General features: G+C 35.6%; 22 protein-coding genes. 5 read left to right on the top strand and 17 right to left on the bottom strand.

Annotated features, from left to right (window positions below):
- Nucleotides 1–19 precede the first annotated feature (19 nt).
- Entirely contained in the window at nt 20–898 is an 879-nt protein-coding gene (locus VIX88_RS10220) for an IS982-like element ISRa1 family transposase (RefSeq protein ID WP_127919812.1), read from the bottom strand.
- A gap of 35 nt (nt 899–933) precedes the next feature.
- The gene (locus VIX88_RS10215) at nt 934–1812 is read right to left on the bottom strand and encodes an IS982-like element ISRa1 family transposase (RefSeq protein WP_127919812.1); all 879 of its coding nucleotides are present in this window, start codon (nt 1810–1812) and stop codon (nt 934–936) included.
- Between the two features lie 193 nt (nt 1813–2005).
- Here VIX88_RS10215 and katG point away from each other — a divergent pair, with 193 nt between their 5' ends.
- Entirely contained in the window at nt 2006–4228 is a 2223-nt protein-coding gene (katG, locus tag VIX88_RS10210) for a catalase/peroxidase HPI (protein ID WP_064970548.1), read from the top strand.
- A gap of 219 nt (nt 4229–4447) precedes the next feature.
- Here the strand turns inward: katG and VIX88_RS10205 are convergent, their stop codons facing one another.
- The 4 genes from VIX88_RS10205 to VIX88_RS10190 form a co-directional block, all read right to left on the bottom strand.
- Nucleotides 4448–5422 (bottom strand): deoxyhypusine synthase family protein, encoded by a 975-nt coding sequence (locus tag VIX88_RS10205; protein WP_038693808.1) that lies wholly within the window; start codon nt 5420–5422, stop codon nt 4448–4450.
- Nucleotides 5423–5573: 151 nt separating this feature from the next.
- Entirely contained in the window at nt 5574–6239 is a 666-nt protein-coding gene (locus VIX88_RS10200) for a DUF937 domain-containing protein (protein ID WP_214193846.1), read from the bottom strand.
- 47 nt (nt 6240–6286) lie between these two features.
- Nucleotides 6287–6787, bottom strand: coding sequence for a DUF2480 family protein (locus VIX88_RS10195; protein WP_004918194.1), 501 nt, complete (start codon nt 6785–6787; stop codon nt 6287–6289).
- 29 nt (nt 6788–6816) lie between these two features.
- Nucleotides 6817–7584: a DUF3108 domain-containing protein gene (locus VIX88_RS10190; RefSeq protein ID WP_214193845.1), complete on the bottom strand. Its 768-nt coding sequence runs from the start codon at nt 7582–7584 to the stop codon at nt 6817–6819.
- A gap of 137 nt (nt 7585–7721) precedes the next feature.
- Here VIX88_RS10190 and VIX88_RS10185 point away from each other — a divergent pair, with 137 nt between their 5' ends.
- The gene (locus tag VIX88_RS10185; RefSeq protein WP_038693816.1) at nt 7722–8774 is read left to right on the top strand and encodes an NAD(P)/FAD-dependent oxidoreductase; all 1053 of its coding nucleotides are present in this window, start codon (nt 7722–7724) and stop codon (nt 8772–8774) included.
- 5 nt (nt 8775–8779) lie between these two features.
- Nucleotides 8780–9109 (top strand): 2Fe-2S iron-sulfur cluster-binding protein, encoded by a 330-nt coding sequence (locus VIX88_RS10180; protein ID WP_064970549.1) that lies wholly within the window; start codon nt 8780–8782, stop codon nt 9107–9109.
- A 41-nt stretch (nt 9110–9150) separates the two neighbouring features.
- On the opposite strand, the gene VIX88_RS10175 is transcribed toward VIX88_RS10180, so the two are convergent.
- Genes VIX88_RS10175 through VIX88_RS10160 form a run of 4 tightly spaced genes read right to left on the bottom strand, consistent with a single transcriptional unit; the run spans nt 9151 to nt 12926 of the window.
- Entirely contained in the window at nt 9151–9951 is an 801-nt protein-coding gene (locus tag VIX88_RS10175; protein ID WP_064970550.1) for an SDR family oxidoreductase, read from the bottom strand.
- Between the two features lie 4 nt (nt 9952–9955).
- The gene (locus VIX88_RS10170; RefSeq protein WP_052911800.1) at nt 9956–11188 is read right to left on the bottom strand and encodes a 3-phosphoshikimate 1-carboxyvinyltransferase; all 1233 of its coding nucleotides are present in this window, start codon (nt 11186–11188) and stop codon (nt 9956–9958) included.
- Nucleotide 11189: 1 nt separating this feature from the next.
- Complete coding sequence (locus VIX88_RS10165) at nt 11190–11522, bottom strand: nucleotide pyrophosphohydrolase (RefSeq protein ID WP_004918256.1); 333 nt, start codon at nt 11520–11522, stop codon at nt 11190–11192.
- A 12-nt stretch (nt 11523–11534) separates the two neighbouring features.
- A complete protein-coding gene (locus VIX88_RS10160) occupies nt 11535–12926 on the bottom strand; it encodes a hypothetical protein (RefSeq protein ID WP_214193844.1) in 1392 nt (463 codons plus the stop codon).
- 168 nt (nt 12927–13094) lie between these two features.
- On the opposite strand from VIX88_RS10160, the gene VIX88_RS10155 reads away from it, so the two are divergent.
- Both VIX88_RS10155 and VIX88_RS10150 read left to right on the top strand, forming a co-directional pair.
- Complete coding sequence (locus VIX88_RS10155) at nt 13095–13349, top strand: type B 50S ribosomal protein L31 (protein WP_004918253.1); 255 nt, start codon at nt 13095–13097, stop codon at nt 13347–13349.
- Nucleotides 13350–13440: 91 nt separating this feature from the next.
- Nucleotides 13441–14601, top strand: a complete 1161-nt coding sequence (locus VIX88_RS10150; RefSeq protein ID WP_064970552.1) for a GlmU family protein — start codon at nt 13441–13443, stop codon at nt 14599–14601.
- Between the two features lie 106 nt (nt 14602–14707).
- Here the strand turns inward: VIX88_RS10150 and VIX88_RS10145 are convergent, their stop codons facing one another.
- From VIX88_RS10145 to pepT, 7 genes are all read right to left on the bottom strand, one after another.
- Nucleotides 14708–15586 carry an IS982-like element ISRa1 family transposase gene (locus tag VIX88_RS10145; RefSeq protein WP_010891297.1) on the bottom strand — a complete coding sequence of 293 codons (879 nt, stop codon included), beginning with the start codon at nt 15584–15586 and terminating at the stop codon, nt 14708–14710.
- A gap of 69 nt (nt 15587–15655) precedes the next feature.
- The gene (locus VIX88_RS10140) at nt 15656–16366 is read right to left on the bottom strand and encodes an inorganic phosphate transporter (protein WP_237190297.1); all 711 of its coding nucleotides are present in this window, start codon (nt 16364–16366) and stop codon (nt 15656–15658) included.
- Nucleotides 16367–16410: 44 nt separating this feature from the next.
- The gene (locus VIX88_RS10135; protein ID WP_237190296.1) at nt 16411–17187 is read right to left on the bottom strand and encodes an inorganic phosphate transporter; all 777 of its coding nucleotides are present in this window, start codon (nt 17185–17187) and stop codon (nt 16411–16413) included.
- Between the two features lie 163 nt (nt 17188–17350).
- Nucleotides 17351–17623, bottom strand: coding sequence for a hypothetical protein (locus VIX88_RS10130; RefSeq protein WP_064971175.1), 273 nt, complete (start codon nt 17621–17623; stop codon nt 17351–17353).
- Between the two features lie 88 nt (nt 17624–17711).
- Complete coding sequence (locus tag VIX88_RS10125) at nt 17712–19319, bottom strand: fumarate hydratase (RefSeq protein WP_064971176.1); 1608 nt, start codon at nt 19317–19319, stop codon at nt 17712–17714.
- A gap of 129 nt (nt 19320–19448) precedes the next feature.
- Nucleotides 19449–19778, bottom strand: coding sequence for a hypothetical protein (locus tag VIX88_RS10120; RefSeq protein ID WP_064971177.1), 330 nt, complete (start codon nt 19776–19778; stop codon nt 19449–19451).
- A gap of 80 nt (nt 19779–19858) precedes the next feature.
- Complete coding sequence (pepT, locus tag VIX88_RS10115) at nt 19859–21118, bottom strand: peptidase T (protein ID WP_064971178.1); 1260 nt, start codon at nt 21116–21118, stop codon at nt 19859–19861.
- Nucleotides 21119–21191: the final 73 nt, after the last annotated feature.

The raw sequence follows: 21191 nt of genomic DNA, 5'->3' as shown, positions 1-21191 counted from the left end.
CAAAAACTCGTTGTGCATTTTAAATAATACTGATTTTTAGATGATTTAATTTTCTTTGGAAGATAAATTTATTGATATATTGAATAACCGTTGCGGCGGTTATTTTACTGATTATCCTTGTTTTAAAGCCTTCAAAAGTTTTAGCATTGTTTCTTTTAATCATAAATTGGTCGCAAAGTTGAGAGAAAAATGTCTCAATTCGTTTTCGCTTTTTCTTGTACAATGAAAATTGAGGAATATAATCTTTCTGATTACTTCTCATTGGTGTATCTAATTTAATATTAGCATAGTTAAATAAATCTATTTGAACTTTTGCTGATAAATAGCCTCTATCTCCAATTAAAGTACAGTTTCGCATTTGCTCACCAATATCTTTTAAATAGTGGATGTCGTGAACGGATGCAGGGCTTATATCAAAATTCTTAATCACACCATTTAAAGAACATACTGCGTGTAGTTTATAGCCATAGAAATATAATTTCTGTGAAGCACAATAACCATATGTTGGTGAAGAATAGGATTGCTCTTTACAAATTTTTGAACGAGTAGAACGAGCATTTTCACAAACTTTCATTGGCATGCTATCAACGATAAAAATATCTTCAAACTCATTGAACTCCATCGAAATACGCTGTCTAATTTGCTCTGTTTGTAGGGATAGTCTTCGTTTTCGCTTATTGTAAACACTTCTTTCAATTTTGTTTATCAGAGAGTTTGGCAATTTTCTAAATAACTGTAATTCGCTATCAATACTCAAGTATTCAGCAGTAATATTAAGACTTATGACTTCTAAATCGCTCATTTTAGGTGTTCTTCTCTGATAACTAATCAGTTGATTTTCTGAAAAAAGTCCTAAAACTTCCAAAATTCTTTCATATATTTGCTCTATGTTGTTCATTTATATCGTTTTATAGCAAAAACTCGTTGTGCATTTTAAATAATACTGATTTTTAGATGATTTAATTTTCTTTGGAAGATAAATTTATTGATATATTGAATAACCGTTGCGGCGGTTATTTTACTGATTATCCTTGTTTTAAAGCCTTCAAAAGTTTTAGCATTGTTTCTTTTAATCATAAATTGGTCGCAAAGTTGAGAGAAAAATGTCTCAATTCGTTTTCGCTTTTTCTTGTACAATGAAAATTGAGGAATATAATCTTTCTGATTACTTCTCATTGGTGTATCTAATTTAATATTAGCATAGTTAAATAAATCTATTTGAACTTTTGCTGATAAATAGCCTCTATCTCCAATTAAAGTACAGTTTCGCATTTGCTCACCAATATCTTTTAAATAGTGGATGTCGTGAACGGATGCAGGGCTTATATCAAAATTCTTAATCACACCATTTAAAGAACATACTGCGTGTAGTTTATAGCCATAGAAATATAATTTCTGTGAAGCACAATAACCATATGTTGGTGAAGAATAGGATTGCTCTTTACAAATTTTTGAACGAGTAGAACGAGCGTTTTCACAAACTTTCATTGGCATGCTATCAACGATAAAAATATCTTCAAACTCATTGAACTCCATCGAAATACGCTGTCTAATTTGCTCTGTTTGTAGGGATAGTCTTCGTTTTCGCTTATTGTAAACACTTCTTTCAATTTTGTTTATCAGAGAGTTTGGCAATTTTCTAAATAACTGTAATTCGCTATCAATACTCAAGTATTCAGCAGTAATATTAAGACTTATGACTTCTAAATCGCTCATTTTAGGTGTTCTTCTCTGATAACTAATCAGTTGATTTTCTGAAAAAAGTCCTAAAACTTCCAAAATTCTTTCATATATTTGCTCTATGTTGTTCATTTATATCGTTTTATAGCAAAAACAATATACTGATTTTCAGTCTAATAAACAACTCTTGTTTTTTTCATTTCATAATGCACAACGGGTTATTATTTATAAAATCTATTGTCATTATAAAATTTAATTATTTTTATAAATTAAAATATTCCGTTACCTTTGCATCGGTAACTTATTAAAATAATACAAAAAAAATATGGAAAACACAGGAAAATGTCCATTTCCACATGGACAACAAGAACAACCAAAATCAACAGGAAAATGTCCCGTAGCACATGGTTCAAACACCGAAATGGGAGACTCCGTAATGGAGTGGTGGCCAAAAGCACTTAATTTAGACATTCTACATCAGCATGATACTAAAACTAATCCTTTAGGAGAAGAATTTAATTACGCCGAAGAATTTAAAAAATTAGATTTAGAAGCCGTAAAAACTGACCTTAAAAACCTGATGACCGAAAGCCAAGATTGGTGGCCTGCAGACTGGGGACACTATGGGGGACTTATGATTCGTATGGCGTGGCACGCCGCAGGTACTTACAGAATTGCAGACGGTAGAGGTGGCGGAAACAACGGAAACCAAAGATTTGCCCCGCTTAACTCTTGGCCAGACAATGCCAATCTAGATAAAGCCCGTCGTTTGCTTTGGCCTATCAAAAAGAAATACGGTAACAAACTTTCTTGGGCAGACCTTATGATTTTAGCAGGAAATATGGCTTATGAGTCTATGGGCTTAAAGACTTTCGGTTTTGCAGGTGGTAGAGAGGACATTTGGCACCCAGAGAAAGACATCTATTGGGGGTCTGAAAAAGAATGGTTAGCTGCAACAGAAAACAGATATGAGTCTGATGAAAACCGTGATAGCTTAGAAAATCCATTAGCGGCTGTGCAAATGGGCTTAATTTATGTAAACCCAGAAGGGGTAGATGGCAAGCCAGACCCATTAAGAACGGCTAAAGATATGCGTACTACCTTTAAGCGTATGGCAATGAACGATGAGGAAACAGTTGCACTTACTGCTGGAGGACACACTGTAGGGAAAGCCCACGGAAACGGTAACGCCGCTCTTTTAGGCGAAAGTCCAGAAGGAGCTAATATAGACGAACAAGGCTTTGGGTGGAACAACCCTCACTGGGACGGAAAGGCAGCTAATGTAGTAACCAGTGGTTTAGAAGGTGCTTGGACAACTCACCCAACACAGTGGGACAACGGTTTCTTTGATTTACTTTTCAAATACGAATGGGAACTTAGGAAAAGTCCGGCTGGAGCGTGGCAATGGGAGCCTATCAATATCGCAGAGGAGGATATGCCTGTAGATGCGTCTAACCCAAGCGTAAAGAGAAACCCAATGATGACCGATGCAGATATGGCTCTTAAAATCGACCCTGAATACCGCAAGATTTCGGAAAAATTCCATCAAGACCCTGCTTATTTCTCAGAAGTGTTTGCAAGAGCATGGTTCAAATTAACGCATAGAGATTTAGGACCTAAGAGTCGTTATTTAGGAGCAGATGTACCACAAGAAGATTTAATTTGGCAAGACCCAATCCCAACGGTAGATTATACACTTACCGATGCAGAAGTTAAAGAATTAAAAGAAAAAATCCTTCAAATAGGTTTAACTCGCACCGAGCTTATCAATACCGCTTGGGATTCAGCAAGAACTTTCAGAGGTTCAGACTTTAGAGGAGGAGCAAACGGAGCAAGAATCCGCCTTGAACCACAAAGAAACTGGGAAGGCAACGAACCGGAAAGATTAAATAAAGTATTAGATGCTTTAACGCAATTCCAATCAACTTTAGCTAAAAAAATCAGTTTAGCAGACCTTATCGTACTAGGAGGAAGTGCTGCTATAGAACAAGCGGCAAAAGAAGCTGGTGTTGAAGTAGAAGTTCCATTCTATGCAGGAAGAGGAGATGCTACACAAGAAATGACCGACGTAGAATCTTTTGAACCACTAGAACCACTACATGACGGTTTCAGAAACTGGGTAAAAAAAGAATATGCCGTAACTCCAGAGGAAATGCTACTAGACCGAGCTCAACTTATGGGGCTTACCGCACCGGAAATGACAGCTTTAGTAGGTGGTATGCGTGTATTAGGTACTAACCATGGTAGCACAAAACACGGTGTATTCACAAATAAAGAAGGCATACTAACCAACGATTTCTTTGTAAACCTCACTGATATGAATTACGCTTGGAAACCAGCAGGAAGCAATCTTTATAATATTGTTGATAGAAAAACAGGCGTTACCAAATTTACTGCCACTCGTGTAGATTTAGTATTTGGTTCTAACTCTATTTTGAGGGCTTACGCAGAAGTTTACGCCCAAGACGACAACAAAGAAAAGTTTGTAAAAGACTTCGTAAAAGCCTGGGTAAAAGTAATGAACGCCGACCGCTTTGATTTGAAATAATAAAATTTCTTTAATAAAAATACCCCTTTATTCATGATGAGTAAAGGGGTATTTTTTTGTGTGATAATTAGGGCATGCCGGCTCCCCAATCCCAAAGCTAGTGCCTCGCCGTCGGGCTTTCAGCTATATCCCCACGCATCATCATACTATTAAAAAATTGGGTTCAATCTATACAGATTAAACCCAACTCTTCTACAAATTATATATCAACTTTATTTCCTACGAATTTTCTAACACATATTGGAACATTAGAGGTGCACAAATCGTAGCATCACTCTCTACAATAAATTTAGGTGTGTCTATATCTAATTTACCCCAAGTGATTTTTTCATTTGGCACTGCCCCAGAATATGAACCATAAGAAGTGGTTGAATCTGATATTTGGCAGAAATAAGACCAAAACGGAATATCGTGCATTTCCATATCTTGATAAAGCATTGGTACCACACAGATAGGGAAATCTCCCGCAATACCTCCTCCAATTTGGAAGAAACCAACTCCCTTACCACCGCAATTCTTAGTGTACCAATCGGCTAGATAAGTCATATACTCTATCCCTGACTTCATTGTAGAAGGTTTTAATTCTCCTTTGATACAGTAGCTAGCAAAGATGTTCCCCATTGTAGAATCTTCCCAACCTGGTACAACGATAGGTAGATTTTTCTCCACAGCCGCTAACATCCATGAGTTTTCTTTAGGGATTTCATAATACTGCTCAAGCACACCAGATAGTAGCATTTTATACATATACTCGTGAGGGAAATATCTTTCTCCTTTAGCCTCTGCATCTTTCCAAATTTCTACAATGTGTTTTTGAAGTCTTCTAAAAGCCTCCTCTTCTGGAATACAAGTATCCGTTACACGGTTAAGACCTCTCTCTAATAAATCCCACTCTTGCTGAGGTGTTAAATCTCTATAATTAGGTACTCTCTCGTAATGAGAATGAGCTACCAGATTCATCAAATCTTCCTCTAAATTAGCTCCTGTACAAGAAATGATTTGAACTTTATCTTGTCTTATCATTTCTGCTAGAATCTTACCCATCTCTGCGGTGGACATTGCCCCCGCTAAGGTAATCATCATTTTACCACCATCTTTTAGGTGTGCTACATAGCCTTTAGAAGCGTCTACTAGTGCAGCAGCATTAAAGTGTAAATAGTATTTTTCTATAAATTCAGTAATCGGTTTACTCATAATTTTTTATTTATCGCAAATATAAGGATTTTTAGATTTATACCTATCTAATCTCATTTACTTAAAAGTAAAAAGTCGAAGTTTATACCTCGACTTTTTTTATCTTATTACTACAATTATTGATTGGTAAAAATCAAACTGTTAATATTTGTTACTTACTGCCACCAAACAATCCACCTAATAGACCGCCTAGTCCTCCACTTTGTTGTTTGTTGTCTCCTCCACCTAAGACACTTCCTAAAATATCATTCAGCGGATTACCGCCTCCTTGTTGTGATTGTCCACTACCTAGAACACTTCCTAGTAAATCCGTAAGAGGATTACCTCCACCACCTTGTTGTGCCTCCTGAGAACCTTGTCCTAAAATACCTCCTAGCAAATCCGAAAGTCCTCCTCCTGAAGTTACATTATTTTCTCTCTTTTGTTTTCCTATATATCCCATAATAACAGGAGCTAACATCGCCATCAAAGGACCTATTTTATCCATAGAAATCCCTGTATTTTGAGAAAGCTGATTCTCCACAGTTGATTTTTTGTCTCCGAAAATATGACTTAGAATGCTATTACCTTCCTCTTGTCTATTTTCTACCTGGCTTACATCATCTAAGATGCTACCGTCGTGGTCTCTTTCTAAAGCATTATTAAGAGCCTCAGCTTCTTTTTCATCTTTAGATTTATTTCTAAGGTAAGAAATTACCAGTGGTGTTGCCACTACCAATAAAGCCATAATTTGACTCTTGCTAATTCCAAACTTTGATTCTGCTTTTTCTGCTACTTGTGTTCCTGGGTTTCCTGTGATAAGGTCTAATAAACTCATTTTAATTTAAATTTTTATATTGTTTTGTAACCTATCAAAAACCATTCCTAATTTTTAAATATAGGTACATTACTGCATGCTTCCCCGAACATCAAAGATTTAACAATTGGCTTTAATTTTTCAACTAACTCAATATAAGCATTTTCTGGAATATTTTCATCTGTACAACCTTTTACTAAAACTCTTTTATCTTTTAGATTAGAAAAATCATAATCATTTAGAGCTTGATGCATAATGAGTAGCTCTAACTCATCTTTATCACCATAAATTACCTTCTTAGCAACTCCAGATAATTGAGATGCAATCAAAAAATAAGCCCACAAAGGGACAATGGCTTCCGCAGAGTTATAGATGTAAACATAAGCATCTTTATATGAGTCTAACTCTAGCCCCTTCACTTTTTCTCTGAAATCTTTTTCTTTGAGAACCAACTCTTGGAATAAAAATGGTTTCAAATCTATCCCTAACCTTTTACCTTTAGGGACTAAAGAAGATAAATCAAAATTAACTAATCCGCTTTCTGCGACTTTATTTTTAATCTCTGACATTGCTTTTATAAATGAGTTTAGTCCATCAATTATTTAAAATTGATATTATACTTTACGTTTTTGTAGTCGTCTAGACTTGCCTTTAAAGAGCCTACTGCAAGTTCTGCTTTTAGTTCTACAGGGATATGGTTGGCATCGTTGGTTACCCACATCGTTACGCCTTCTTGGTCTTTAAATACTCGTCCACTCATTACAGAAGGGATGATTTTAAGACACTCTACCTTTCCAAATTTAGTTCTTTTGGTTTCTACACCCGTAACTCTCAACTGGAAAGGAAACATCTCGTCATCAATCCATACATTCATTTTTATGCTCGTTCCCACTTTTAATGTAGAATTATCTCTACTTCTCAAATAATAGAAAGCAGATAGCATATCTTGTATGCCCTTGACAGATTTTAGAGTTTTAGAACCATTAGATGGCGTTTTCTTGTCGGTTAAAATAAGGGTTTGGTTGGAATGATTAAAAACCGTTTCTAAATGCTGTTTATAACTACCCTCTTGCACATTTCGTACATAGAAACTAGGTAATGCAGTGCTGATATTGATATAGCTTTCATAAAGGTCTTCCACCTTGAAGAAAGCCCTTACTGCTCCCGTGGTTTTACCTGTTCCTTTTACATAATAATGAGGTTCACCTTTATAGGTTGTCTCCTTAATATTAAGTGTAGCATAACCTGCGTTTAATATTCCATAATGAATTCTATAAGTCAAAGTTTCTCCAGACTTAATATTAGTAATTTGCGACCACAAACTTGCCGAAATTACAAGAGTCATTAAATATAATATCTTTTTCATACTTTTAAAATTTACAAATACTTTGCCAACTCACCCTATAACATTATGGTTTATATAACTAAAGTTACGATATAGTTTCAACAAAATTAGTACATTTGCAAAGATATATAATTTAATTCCAAAGTTTTTTACATATTATGATTACTACAGATTTACTCATTATAGGAGCGGGACCTACGGGGCTTTTTGCCGTTTTTGAAGCAGGATTATTAAAACTTAAATGCCACATCATAGACGCTTTGCCACAACCTGGTGGACAATTAGCAGAACTTTATCCTAAGAAACCTATTTTTGATATACCAGGCTATCCATCTGTAAATGCTGGAGAGTTGGTGGATAATTTAATGGAACAGATTAAACAATTTCAACCAGGGTTTACTCTAGCAGAAACTGCCGTAAGTCTAGAAAAAATAGATGATGAATGGTTTGAAGTAATTACTAATAAAGGAACGGTACACCGTGCTAAAGCGGTAGCGATAGCAGGAGGATTAGGTACTTTTGAACCAAGAAAACCTCTTCTCGAAAACTTAGAAAAATATGAGGAAAATGGTGTGGAATATTTTGTAAAAGACCCAGAAGTCTTTAGAGATAAAAAAATTGTAATTGCAGGGGGAGGAGATTCGGCTTTGGATTGGAGTATTTTCTTATCTAATGTGGCTAAAGAAGTTACTTTGGTGCACAGACGAAATGAATTTAGAGGAGCGTTAGATTCTGTAGAAAAAGTACAAGAGCTGAAAAATCAAGGTAAGATTAACCTTGTTACACCTGCAGAAGTGGTAGAGCTTAAAGGTGCTAACACTTTAGAAAGTATTGTGATAGAGCGTGAGGGTGAGAAAACGGAAATAGAAACCGATTATTTTATTCCTCTTTTTGGGCTCACACCAAAGCTCGGTCCTATTGCTGATTGGGGACTAGAAATAGAGAAAAACTCTATAAAAGTAAATAACGCTCTAGACTACCAAACCAATAGAGAAGGAATTTATGCTATTGGTGATATCAATACTTATCCTGGTAAACTAAAACTGATTTTATGTGGCTTCCATGAGGCAACTTTAATGTGCCAAAGCGTTTACAACAGGCTTAATCCTGGTAAGAAATATGTACTAAAATACACTACTGTGAGTGGTGTTGATGGGTTTGATGGGAGTAGAAAAGAGGCAGAGAAAGCTGTTGTTAAAAAAATAGACTAAAAATTATGGCTGATATTCAACTAAAAATTACTGATAGAGAGGGTGTACAGCACGATATAGTAGCTCCCACGGATATGTCTATGAACCTTATGGAAGTGATAAGAGCTTACGAATTGGCAGAGGAAGGTACTGTAGGCGTGTGTGGCGGAATGGCAATGTGTGCGTCTTGCCAAGTTTATGTTCTTAATGATGTGCCTCTACCTGAAAAAGGTGATGAGGAAGAAGCAATGCTTTCAGAAGCTTTTGATGTTAAGGATAACTCGCGTCTAGGCTGCCAAATCCATATAACGGAAGAGATAGATGGCTTGGAGGTGGAAATAGCTCCGTATTCTTAGAAAAATAAAAAAGAGGCAATTTATAATGCCTCTTTTTTTATTTAATCCATCTGATTGTACTTTCTCATCAGTTTTTCGTAGAAGTTTTGTGGCAGTAGCCATTTTAGAGGTACACCTATCTTCTGCCCCAACTTGCCAAAATAATAGTGGGCTTTCCATTGTTTTTTAGTCAAAAGATTTTCTATATATTCAGCTACTTTTATAGGCTCTGTACCCTCGTCCACATGGGTGTTCATCACTTGATGAACCTTATTGAAAGTATTTTTATACGGCTCTGATACTTGAGATTGTACTCTGTGATTGGCAATATTAGTCTTGATGTCACCTAAATGCAAAGAACACACTTTGACACTCCATTCGGAAACTTCGTACCTCATCGCTTCCGTTACTTTATCTAATGCAGATTTTGAGGCAGAATAAAATCCTCTAAAAGGTAAACCCATCTCGCTCCCTATACTAGAAATATTGATGATAGCACCTTCCTTTTGTTCTCTCATACTTGGCATTACTGCAGTCATCATCTGAACCGCTCCCACCAAATTAAGATTAAAGAGTTTATGTATATCTTCTTTGGACGCATCTTCTACCGCTCCTACCATACCCATACCCGCATTGTTGATGAGAATATCTATCGCTTTTTCTTTTGATAAGATGTGATTTATAGCTGATTTAACTTGTGCGTTTTCGGTAATGTCTGTGGCAATGGAAGTAAAGTAAGGGCTCTCTACTGTTTTTCTACTCAACCCGTAAACGGCATAGCCTTTCTTGCCAAAATATTCTGCTAAACAGAACCCTATCCCAGTAGAAGTTCCTGTAATTACCATAACTTTATGCTTCGTCATACTTTTATATTTCTTTTGATAATGTTTTAAAATCGTCCCAAAAATAAGGGTACGATTTTTCTACTACACTTGGGTCTTCTATTTGTATATCACCCACCAACGCATACGGTGCAAAACTCATCGCCATACGATGGTCGTGATAGGTTTTAATACAAGATATTTCTTCCACATGGAAAAACCTCACACTTTTGATGGAGTCTTCAGTGATTTCCGTTTCTAAGCCTATCTTTAAAAGTTCGTTTTTAAGAGCGACTAGCCTATCCGTTTCCTTTACCTTAAGTGTAGCTAAACCTTCAATTTCAAAATGAAGACCTAATACCGCTGCCGTTACACAAACGGTTTGAGCAATATCAGGACAGTCATTCATATTCAAATTGATTTTTTCGAGCTGTTTAAAATCTTTTATAGGAATTAAAGCTAAACGTTCTCCATCTTGAAATTGAGTTTCTACTCCAAAAAAGTCCCTATAAATCTTTACTAAAGCCTTATCGCCCTGCATAGATGCTTCCTTAAAACTTTCTAAAGCCAACTGCTTCTTCCCAATAGCCACCAATGAATAAAAATAAGACGCCGAACTCCAGTCGCTTTCTACCGTATATTCCTTGTTGTCTATTGCAAGTTCTTTTTTTAATGGTTTAACTTCGATAGTCTGACCTTTAAATGCGGTTTCAATGCCTAAATCAGAAAGCATCTTTAAAGTCATTTCTAAATAAGGACGAGAAGTGATGTTTCCAAGTAAAGTTATTTTCAACCCTTTTTCTAAAAAACCAGCTACCAATAACAACGAACTGATAAACTGAGACGAAACCTCTGCCGAAATAGAAACTTCATTCTTATATAGTTTCTTCCCTACAATTTTTAATGGTGGACAGCCTTCCTGTTCAAGATAAGTGATTTCTGCCCCCAAACTCTTTAAAGCCTCCACAAGTGGAGCAATAGGACGTTGTTTCATTCTGTCTGAACCTGTCAATATGGTAGTTCTTCCTTCTTGGATAGCAAAGTAAGAAGTTAAAAAACGCATTGCCGTCCCCGCGTGATGAATATCTATTACCTCATCATTAGAATACAAAGCCTTTTGTAAAAGCTGAGTATCTTGAGCGTTAGAAAGGTTGTTAATCTGCAAATCTCCCAGTAATCTTTGCAATATCAAAAGTCGGTTAGATTCGCTTTTAGAACCTGATATACTGATGGTTTGGTTACCCAAAAGCTCCGATTGTTTTAAATAAAGGTGCTCCATTCTATTTTTTCAGCTTTTCATTATTGGCATGCCTTTCGGCATCTCGTTCGGTTTTTAGCTTCATCTTCTTATCAAATGCCGATTGCAAGTCTACTCCCGTTTGGTTAGCTAAACAAAGTGTTACAAAAAGTACATCTGCCAATTCTTCACCCAAATCTTTAGTTTTATCTGTTTCTTTTTCGCTTTGCTCTCCGTATCGCCTTGCGATAATCCTTGCCACTTCGCCCACCTCTTCGGATAAGATAGCCATATTCGTTAATTCATTAAAATAACGAACACCCACGGTCTTTATCCATTCATCTACTTGATTCTGTAATTGTTGAATTTCAGCCATTTTGAATATTAATTATTGATATGCCCCTATACTTGGGGTGTTGGTTCTCGATACTTGTGTAATATCTTTTGGTGCTTTCTGAGCCGAAGTGAGATTGGCATTACCTTTTGCAGGTGATTTATCTTGTAATCTTAGATTCATTTTTGAGGTGAAATAATTTACAAAAAGAGGGTCTTCATTCTTTATAGAATTAACCACCGATGCATTACCGTCCCAAGTATAACCCGAATCCGAACCATATTTAACCAACGAATTTTGGAAAGAATAATCAAAAACTTGCCCTATAGTAGGCTTTAAAACTATAGCATTATTTGACCTTCCGTAAACAATAGTGTTTTTGAGTTGAAGATTTAGTGGCGCATATACTTTTTGACCGTTTGCGTCCGTCCATTCGTTATAAGCCTCTATGCCCAAAGGCGTGTAAACAGATTTTAATGAGAAATAATTAGCCAATGTTGCGTGTAGCAAATCGTAAGTTCCACCTTTAAAGATACCTATATTAGCCGAGCCACAGTTGTTAATCACTAAGTTTTCTGCATTTACCGTAGCGTTAATCCCTTTAATCCCATAATCTTGGAAAGTATGGATAATGGTATTTTTTAAACTTACTTCGGCATGGTTGGCTTCAATCCCTGTGTTTCCACCGAATATTTTAGCGTAGTTTATATTAGCTCTTGCTCCTTGTTCTAGCACTATCCCCCCCCAATTTGCAGGAATAGTATCGTATCTCACCTCGTTCCTATGCCCTCTCATAATAACTTCCTTTTGGAAAGCGCCATTGATGTTCAGCTCGGAATTTTTAGCAATCTTTAGTCCCGAGTTTTTATAAAAATAGACTTTAGTCCCTTCTTCTATCGTGAGCGTTTTGCCTTCTGCAAGTTGTAAAGTTCCGTAAATAATTTTAGCCTTAGTAGAGTTCCAAGTCGTGTTTTCTGTAATTATTTTAGGATTATCTTTAGTTGAAACAAAAAACTCCGCGTCTTGCACTACGGAAAGTAGCGTTACCTTTTGATTATCATTCTTACCAAACAAAATTTGGTCTTCCACCACCATTTCCGTGGTAGTTGCCACAGGAGCTATTTCCACGAAGATATAAAGGCTGTCTTTTCTACGAAGCACCACATCTGCAAAATCAGTCCCTGCCTTGCCATCTACATTGATACGGTACGGAGAGGCACCGCCTTTTTCTAAATGGATTCTAGGTATTTTAACATCTTCATCCTCATCGTTATAGACCTTTATAGCATAGGTTTCTGAACGAGTGTTATGATAAACGGTATCTAAAACTAAAGTATCCTTAGAAAATCTCAACGGTAAAGAAGGTGCTTCAAAAGCAATCTCTTGTCTACAAGAAACTAAAAACAAACTCATTAACAGAACAATACCTCCTAGGATTGATTTCATTTCGTTTTATATTTAAGCCTTTCAAAGATAGAAATTTTTATTCTAAAAAAGTTTTTGCAGAATTAAAAAAAAACTCTATTTTTGCAGTCTAAAATTTATAGTAAAAAAGCGACGCCATTACACCGCTTAGTTATTAAAATTAAATTAAAAAGTTAAAAAATCATCACAATGAAAAAAGGAATCCACCCTGAAAACTATAGATTAGTTGTTTTCAAAGATATGAGTAACGATGAAATGTTTCTTTGCAAATCTACTGCAGAAACTAAGGACACTATCGAGTACGAAGGTCAAGAATATCCACTAATCAAAATGGAAATTTCTTCTACTTCTCACCCATTCTACACTGGTAAAGTAAAATTAGTAGATACTGCTGGTAGAGTAGATAAGTTTATGAACAAGTACAAAAAATTCGCTAAAAACTAATTTTTTGTCAAAACATATTTTAAAACCTTCCTAGATTTGATTTAGGAAGGTTTTTTTAGTTAAATTAGCCCATCATTAAAATTTTAATTCTATGCAAATTGTATTTTCTGATGCCCAATACTGGGGAAATTTCCTCCCACTTACCTTTACTAGACCTATCGCTGAAATGAGGTGCGGCATACTTACCTTTTCTGAAAGATGGCAAAAGCTACTTGACATTCAGCACACCGCTTATATTACAGAAGACTATTTACAAAATAAATTCCCAAAGCCACAGGCCGAAGAGAGTCTTTTTTTAGTTCCTAACTTTATCCCTACAGAAAATGTACTGAACCAAATTAAAGACCTTAAACTTGGTGAGGCTCTCGTTTACGAAGATGAGCTGATAGCAGCAAGAGTAAATATGAAAGATTTCTCTCTAAAGCAAATAGAGAAAATGACGGATATTACAGAACCTCTTACCTTTTTTAAAAGACCGTCTGATTTGTTTGCATTCAACGATAAAGCGATAGATTTTGACTTTGAACTCATCACCAAAGGAAAAACCTCTCAACCTCTTTCTGAAACCAACGGCTTTTTAGGCGACCCAGAAAATCTTTTTATAGAAGAAGGTGCGAGTATAGAATACGCTACCATCAACTGCCAAAAAGGGAAAATATACATTGGAAAAAATGCAGAAGTAATGGAAGGCTGTAATCTAAGAGGCCCTATTACTTTGTGTAATAATGCTATTTTCAACCTCGGTGCTAAAATCTACGGTGCTACTACTATCGGACCTTATTGTAAAATAGGTGGCGAGGTAAACAACATTATTTTCTTTGGATATTCTAATAAAGGACACGATGGTTTCTTAGGCAACTCCGTGGTGGGAGAATGGTGTAATTTTGGAGCGGATACCAACTCCTCTAACTTAAAAAACAACTACGCTACTGTAAAGCTGTGGAACTACCAGTCTAAGAAATTTGAAGATAGCGGACTGCAATTCTGTGGACTGATTATGGGCGACCACTCAAAAACGGCTATCAATACCCAGCTTAACACTGGGACTATTGTGGGCGTGGCGGCTAATATTTTTAAAAGTGGATTCCCACCTAACTTAGTAGAAAACTTTAGCTGGGGCGGACAAAGAGGAGATGAAAAATTTAATCTAAAAAAAGCCTATGAAGTTGCCGAGAAAGTAATGCAAAGACGAAATGTAGCCTTCTCCGAAGACGACCAAAATATCCTTAAATGGATTTACGAAAATTACTAGGCAAACTATTTAATATCTCTTTTATATAAAATGAAAATCACTTGAAGATACATTCCTCAAGTGATTTTTTGATTAAAATAAATACTTCTAGAACTCGTTGTGCATTTTAAATAATACTGATTTTTAGATGATTTAATTTTCTTTGGAAGATAAATTTATTGATATATTGAATAACCGTTGCGGCGGTTATTTTACTGATTATCCTTGTTTTAAAGCCTTCAAAAGTTTTAGCATTGTTTCTTTTAATCATAAATTGGTCGCAAAGTTGAGAGAAAAATGTCTCAATTCGTTTTCGCTTTTTCTTGTACAATGAAAATTGAGGAATATAATCTTTCTGATTACTTCTCATTGGTGTATCTAATTTAATATTAGCATAGTTAAATAAATCTATTTGAACTTTTGCTGATAAATAGCCTCTATCTCCAATTAAAGTACAGTTTCGCATTTGCTCACCAATATCTTTTAAATAGTGGATGTCGTGAACGGATGCAGGGCTTATATCAAAATTCTTAATCACACCATTTAAAGAACATACTGCGTGTAGTTTATAGCCATAGAAATATAATTTCTGTGAAGCACAATAACCATATGTTGGTGAAGAATAGGATTGCTCTTTACAAATTTTTGAACGAGTAGAACGAGCGTTTTCACAAACTTTCATTGGCATGCTATCAACGATAAAAATATCTTCAAACTCATTGAACTCCATCGAAATACGCTGTCTAATTTGCTCTGTTTGTAGGGATAGTCTTCGTTTTCGCTTATTGTAAACACTTCTTTCAATTTTGTTTATCAGAGAGTTTGGCAATTTTCTAAATAACTGTAATTCGCTATCAATACTCAAGTATTCAGCAGTAATATTAAGACTTATGACTTCTAAATCGCTCATTTTAGGTGTTCTTCTCTGATAACTAATCAGTTGATTTTCTGAAAAAAGTCCTAAAACTTCCAAAATTCTTTCATATATTTGCTCTAAGTTGTTCATTTATACCGTTTTATAGCAAAAACAATATACTGATTTTCAGTCTAATAAACAACTCTTGTTTTTTTCATTTCATAATGCACAACGGGTTAAAGCAACTAATATATATGTACCTATTTCTCCACCTTTATAAAGAATAAAAGCGAATAAAGCAGATACTGTAAAGGCAATGAATGCAGTGATAAACCAACCTCCAATTACTGATAATACTCCTGCAACTCTATAAACAGCCGACTCTCTTCCCCACGCTTTATCCGCCAAAGAAGACCCCATAGCCACCATAAAAGATACATAGGTGGTGGATAGAGGTAGCTTCATAGAGGTAGCCCAAGCGATAAGTATGGAAGCAACTACTAGATTAGTAGCAGCTCTCACCAAATCAAATGCTGGTGGCTCTTGTACAATAGTGGCTTCTTCTATCTTGCTTTTTTCAAAACTTTTGTTGTAGCGTTTCGTAATAGAAGTAGGAATGATGATACTGAAAATATTACCTAAAACTAAAGATGAATTAACAATATTTCTTGAAATAGCATTGGGTTTAAACTTTTCATCACCTTCATCTTGTCTTCCCAAATTGACTTCCGTTTCTGTAACCTTTTTAGCCTTAGCACTTAGCCACACCGTAAGTCCCATAACTATTCCTGCAATAATAAGCATATAATTGGGTACAATAATATCGTTACTGGCTAGATAGTCTTGATAAAGCTCGTTGGCTGGGATTCCTGTTTCTTTCCAATGATTAAAGGCTAAAAAACCTGTGATAGGAACCCCTATAAAGTTCACTAAATCATTCCCAGCAAAGGCCATAGCAAGAGAAAAAGTGCCTGCTAAAACACTACCTTAAGAGGATTTATTTTATATTGTTTTTGTAGTAAGAATAAGATAATAGTAGCTATTAAAAATATAGCCCCCAATATAGCCCAAGTATGATTATTTATGAAATCTCTAGATTCTGAACTGATGATAGTGGTGCCTTTGAGCCCTTTTATGAGAAGAAAGTATACAATAGAAGTAATCCCAGCTCCCGAATACAAAGCACCATATTTCTCTAATTTGGTTTCATATTGGAAGGTAAATAATAATCTACATAAGTACTGTATAACCACACCTGCAGTAAAGGCAATCAATATGGATAGAAATATACCTGAAACAATATTAGAGGTACTTTCAAAGTTAATGTATTTGCCTACTTCGCTTAACTTATCGTCTTTAGCCATAGAAAACAAAATACCACTGATTAGTGATGCTCCTAAGAGCTCAAACACAATAGAAACAGTAGTAGAGGTGGGAAGTCCTAAGCTGTTAAAAATATCTAATAGTATGATATCTGTCAGCATTACTGCTAAGAAAACAATGAGTATAATATCAAAAGTAAAATATTGGGGATAGAATATACCTTTCCTAGCGATTTCCATAATACCGCTAGAAAATACAGAGCCTAAAATTACACCAATGATAGCTGTGATAATAATGGTTTTATAGGGAGCGGCTTTGGAACCTATGGCTGAATTAAGAAAATTAACAGCATCATTACTTACACCCACAATTAAATCTGCGATGGCTAGTACAAAAAGTAGGACTACGACGAATACAAAATACTCCATATTTGTGTTGTTTTTACAGGCAATTCTAAGAAATTTTCAGAAAATTACGTTTAATGTTAATGAAATTTAATATAACAAAAAACGCTCCCTAAAACGGAAGCGTAATCTGTCACATCTATCTAAGTAAATGTGTATGTTTGTTTGTAAACTTGGTTAAAGATTATTAGTGGTGGCTAGTATGTGTTTCTACAACATCACCTAGAGGTCTTTTATAAATTACCTCAACACCTTCTTGCTCATAAAGTTTTTTATATCTTACTTCTTCAGGATCAAAAGGCTTAGTTTTTCCGAAATATTCTAATAGACCTTCTGTAAGCCATAGAGGCACAATGTAAGTTGCGAACATCATGATACACCAAAACCCCGCCATCATCATGGTGAAGAAATAAATAGTCCAAAGGAACTGATAAAACGGCCAAAATGTTGATAACATCATTGTCTTAAATATTTTGGGCAAAAATAACATAAATTTCTCTTTCCACAAAAGAAATCTATGCTAATTTTTAATTTATACTCATTTTAATTTAGTGTGCAATGCTTGAGAAAAAATCGTTATCCTTGTCATCAGTGATGATAAATGCAGGGAAGTTTTCTATTTCTATTTTTCTCACAGCTTCCATACCTAACTCTGGGAAATCTACCACTTCCACAGATTTAATATTCTCTTTGGCAAGTATTGCTGCAGGACCTCCAATGGAGCCTAGATAGAAACCACCGTATTTAGCACAAGCATCGGTTACCTCTTTACTTCTATTACCTTTAGCCAGCATAATCATACTTCCGCCATGTTTTTGGAATTCGTCTACATAAGGATCCATTCTTCCTGCGGTTGTTGGTCCGAAACTTCCTGATGGCATTCCTTCTGGAGTTTTAGCTGGTCCAGCGTAGTAGATAGGATGATTTTTAAAGTATTCAGGCATTGGCTGACCTGAATCTAAAAGTTCTTTTATTTTAGCATGTGCTATATCTCTAGCAACAATGAGAGTACCTTTAAGTTTTAACCTCGTTTTGATAGGATATTTAGAAAGCTCAGCTAGGATTTCGTTCATTGGACGGTTAAGGTCAATTTCTACTGGAGCTTCTAGATGAGGTGGTGTTTCTGGTAAGAATTTTTTTGGATTTTCTTCCAATTGTTCCAAAAAGATACCATCTTTAGTGATTTTTCCTTTTATGTTTCGGTCTGCAGAACAAGATACACCCATGCCTACAGGGCAACTTGCTGCGTGGCGAGGTAAACGGATTACTCTTACATCATGTGTAAGGTATTTTCCACCAAATTGAGCTCCAATAGCACTTTTTTGACAAATTTCTTGTACTTTCTTTTCCCATTCTAAATCTCTAAAGGCTTGTCCACCCATATTGCCTTCTGTTGGGAGATTGTCATAATAACCTGCACTAGCTTTCTTTACAGCGGCTAAATTAGCTTCCGCTGAAGTTCCACCAATAACAAGAGCCAAATGGTACGGCGGACAGGCAGCAGTTCCTAAATCCATGATTTTTTCCTTAACAAAAGCCTCTAAATTTTTCTCATTAAGTAGAGATTTAGTTTTTTGATAAAGGAAAGTCTTGTTGGCAGAACCGCCTCCTTTTGCTAAGAATAAGAAATGATATTCGCTCCCTTTGTTGGCATAAATGTCTATCTGTGCAGGAAGGTTAGAACCAGAGTTCTTCTCCTCAAACATTGTTAAAGGAACAATCTGCGAATATCTTAAATTTTTAGATTGATAAGTGTTGTAAATCCCTTTGCTTATCCATTCAGCGTCATTTACACCGGTATAAACATTTTCTCCTTTTTTTGCAACGCATATTGCTGTACCTGTATCTTGGCAAGACGGTAATGCACCTTCCGCAGCAACAGCCGCATTTTGAAGGAGATTGTATGCTACAAAGCGGTCGTTATCGGTAGCTTCTGGGTCGTCAATAATGTTTTTTAATTTTTGTAAATGGGTAGGGCGTAGCATAAAAGAAACATCTGCTAAAGCATGTTCTGCTAAAAGTTCTAGTCCTTTAGGGTCTACGGTTAAAATTTCTCTATCGCCTAATTTCTCCACTTTTACATACTCGGAAGTAAGTTTTTTATAAGGTGTATCGTCTTTTAGGATAGGGAAGGGTTCTTGGTAATGAAATTCCATTGTTATATTTTTTAGCTGTTATACAATTTTCCGTAAAAATAAAAATAGCCGTGGTTTTAACGAAAAAATAAGGATATGATTTCTTCCTTTTTGGTGTGAAAAACAGAAATTTATATTGGTTCTAAATAATTATTTTCTTAGACTTTTCGAACTTCTAAAACTCGCTAGTAAGAAATAGGCTACAAAAATAATAGAAAACCTAAGGACAGAAGGTATTGCAATCATAGGATTAAAAAATAGAAATCCTATCCCTAAAAGTAATCCGATGCCGATAAACGAAATCCCTAGTTTTTTGGGCAAGCTATAGTCTGGACGGTCTAGAAAGAATGCCATGCCCCATGCTAATCCGAATGCGAAGCCATAATATAATGCTACGGTAGGCTCTTGTCCGTTAATAAACTTGTTGCTTAGAAAACTGATGGTAGTAATTACAATAGCGTATAAAATTGCTTTTTTCATTATACTAAATCATTAAAACTTAATAAAATCTCTCCTTTTTAAAAGAAAGGAGAGATGTAATTGGTCTTTGATTAAAGATTTTATTTTTCGGCTACTAGTTGAGCAATGTTTAGTATCACTTTAGTGGCTTTTTCCATACTTTCTAAAGGAACATACTCGTAAGGTCCGTGGAAGTTGAGCCCTCCCGCAAAAATATTAGGACAAGGTAATCCCATATAAGAAAGCTGAGCACCGTCTGTGCCACCTCTTATCGCTTTTATTTTTGGCTCTATATTAGCTATTTTCATTGCTTCTTCCGCAAAATCTATGATATGCATTTTTCCTTCAAATTGTTGCTTCATGTTGCGGTATTGCTCTTTAATTTCTATTTCTGCTACTCCTTCTCCATATTGAGCATTAAATTCTTTAACCTTCTTTAGCATGAATGACTTTCTAGCTTCAAACTTCTCTGCATCGAGGTCTCTAATGATGTATTGTAGCTTAGCTTCAGAAACATCAGCATTTACTTCTAGTAAGTGATAAAAACCTTCAAAACCTCTAGTGGTAGAAGGAGTCTCGTTAGAAGGAAGTCGGTTTATGAAATCTGCAGCTAAAAGTCCAGCGTTTACCATTTTACCATAAGAATATCCTGGGTGAACACTTAAACCGTGTATTTTAACAACAGCACCAGCAGCATTAAAGTTTTCATATTCTAGTTCGCCTACTTCACCGCCGTCCATAGTATATGCCCATTCTGCACCAAATTTTTCTACATTGAATTTGTGAGCTCCTCGTCCAATTTCCTCATCTGGGTTAAAGCCTACGGATATTCTACCGTGCTTAATTTCAGGGTGAGCTATAAGGTACTCGGCTGCCGTTACGATTTCTGCAATACCAGCCTTGTCGTCCGCAGAAAGTAGGGTAGTACCGTCTGTAGTGATGAGGGTTTGACCTATATAATCTTTGAGGCTCTCAAATTTAGAAGAAGAAAGGGTAAAGCCTGTTTCTTGGTTTAGTACTAAATCTCCGCCGTCGTAGTTTTTCCATATTTGAGGATTAACGCCATTACCATTAAAGTCTGGTGTGGAATCATAGTGTGCAATAAATCCTATTTGAGGTACTTCTTTATTGTCTAAATTAGAAGGTATAAAGCCAAATACATAGCCGTGTTCATCAATGGAAACATCTTCTAATCCTAGTTCTTTAAGCTCGTTGAAGAGTAGATTTGCCATATCCCACTGTTGAGGTGTAGATGGTGTAGTTTCACTTTCAGGGTCGCTAGTAGAGTATATTTTAACATAGGTTAAAAATCTTGCGAGTAGTTTATCTTTCCATTCTTGGGTAAAATCTATGTTTATCATTTTGTATATATTTTTTACAAATTTAGTTTTTTAAAATAATGTGGCGTGTTTTAATATTGATATAACCTCAATT

Source organism: Riemerella anatipestifer, assembly GCF_035666175.1.
GTDB lineage: Bacteria > Bacteroidota > Bacteroidia > Flavobacteriales > Weeksellaceae > Riemerella > Riemerella anatipestifer_D.
The sequence above is the reverse complement of the archived record's forward strand: the minus strand, read 5'-3'. Positions and strand labels throughout refer to the sequence as shown.

Coding starts and splice junctions, on each gene's coding strand:
- VIX88_RS10220 (WP_127919812.1), bottom strand. CDS start 898: ATGAACAACATAGAGCAAATATATGAAAGAATTTTGGAAGTTTTAGGA.
- VIX88_RS10215 (WP_127919812.1), bottom strand. CDS start 1,812: ATGAACAACATAGAGCAAATATATGAAAGAATTTTGGAAGTTTTAGGA.
- katG (WP_064970548.1), top strand. CDS start 2,006: ATGGAAAACACAGGAAAATGTCCATTTCCACATGGACAACAAGAACAA.
- VIX88_RS10205 (WP_038693808.1), bottom strand. CDS start 5,422: ATGAGTAAACCGATTACTGAATTTATAGAAAAATACTATTTACACTTT.
- VIX88_RS10200 (WP_214193846.1), bottom strand. CDS start 6,239: ATGAGTTTATTAGACCTTATCACAGGAAACCCAGGAACACAAGTAGCA.
- VIX88_RS10195 (WP_004918194.1), bottom strand. CDS start 6,787: ATGTCAGAGATTAAAAATAAAGTCGCAGAAAGCGGATTAGTTAATTTT.
- VIX88_RS10190 (WP_214193845.1), bottom strand. CDS start 7,584: ATGAAAAAGATATTATATTTAATGACTCTTGTAATTTCGGCAAGTTTG.
- VIX88_RS10185 (WP_038693816.1), top strand. CDS start 7,722: ATGATTACTACAGATTTACTCATTATAGGAGCGGGACCTACGGGGCTT.
- VIX88_RS10180 (WP_064970549.1), top strand. CDS start 8,780: ATGGCTGATATTCAACTAAAAATTACTGATAGAGAGGGTGTACAGCAC.
- VIX88_RS10175 (WP_064970550.1), bottom strand. CDS start 9,951: ATGACGAAGCATAAAGTTATGGTAATTACAGGAACTTCTACTGGGATA.
- VIX88_RS10170 (WP_052911800.1), bottom strand. CDS start 11,188: ATGGAGCACCTTTATTTAAAACAATCGGAGCTTTTGGGTAACCAAACC.
- VIX88_RS10165 (WP_004918256.1), bottom strand. CDS start 11,522: ATGGCTGAAATTCAACAATTACAGAATCAAGTAGATGAATGGATAAAG.
- VIX88_RS10160 (WP_214193844.1), bottom strand. CDS start 12,926: ATGAAATCAATCCTAGGAGGTATTGTTCTGTTAATGAGTTTGTTTTTA.
- VIX88_RS10155 (WP_004918253.1), top strand. CDS start 13,095: ATGAAAAAAGGAATCCACCCTGAAAACTATAGATTAGTTGTTTTCAAA.
- VIX88_RS10150 (WP_064970552.1), top strand. CDS start 13,441: ATGCAAATTGTATTTTCTGATGCCCAATACTGGGGAAATTTCCTCCCA.
- VIX88_RS10145 (WP_010891297.1), bottom strand. CDS start 15,586: ATGAACAACTTAGAGCAAATATATGAAAGAATTTTGGAAGTTTTAGGA.
- VIX88_RS10135 (WP_237190296.1), bottom strand. CDS start 17,187: ATGGAGTATTTTGTATTCGTCGTAGTCCTACTTTTTGTACTAGCCATC.
- VIX88_RS10130 (WP_064971175.1), bottom strand. CDS start 17,623: ATGATGTTATCAACATTTTGGCCGTTTTATCAGTTCCTTTGGACTATT.
- VIX88_RS10125 (WP_064971176.1), bottom strand. CDS start 19,319: ATGGAATTTCATTACCAAGAACCCTTCCCTATCCTAAAAGACGATACA.
- VIX88_RS10120 (WP_064971177.1), bottom strand. CDS start 19,778: ATGAAAAAAGCAATTTTATACGCTATTGTAATTACTACCATCAGTTTT.
- pepT (WP_064971178.1), bottom strand. CDS start 21,118: ATGATAAACATAGATTTTACCCAAGAATGGAAAGATAAACTACTCGCA.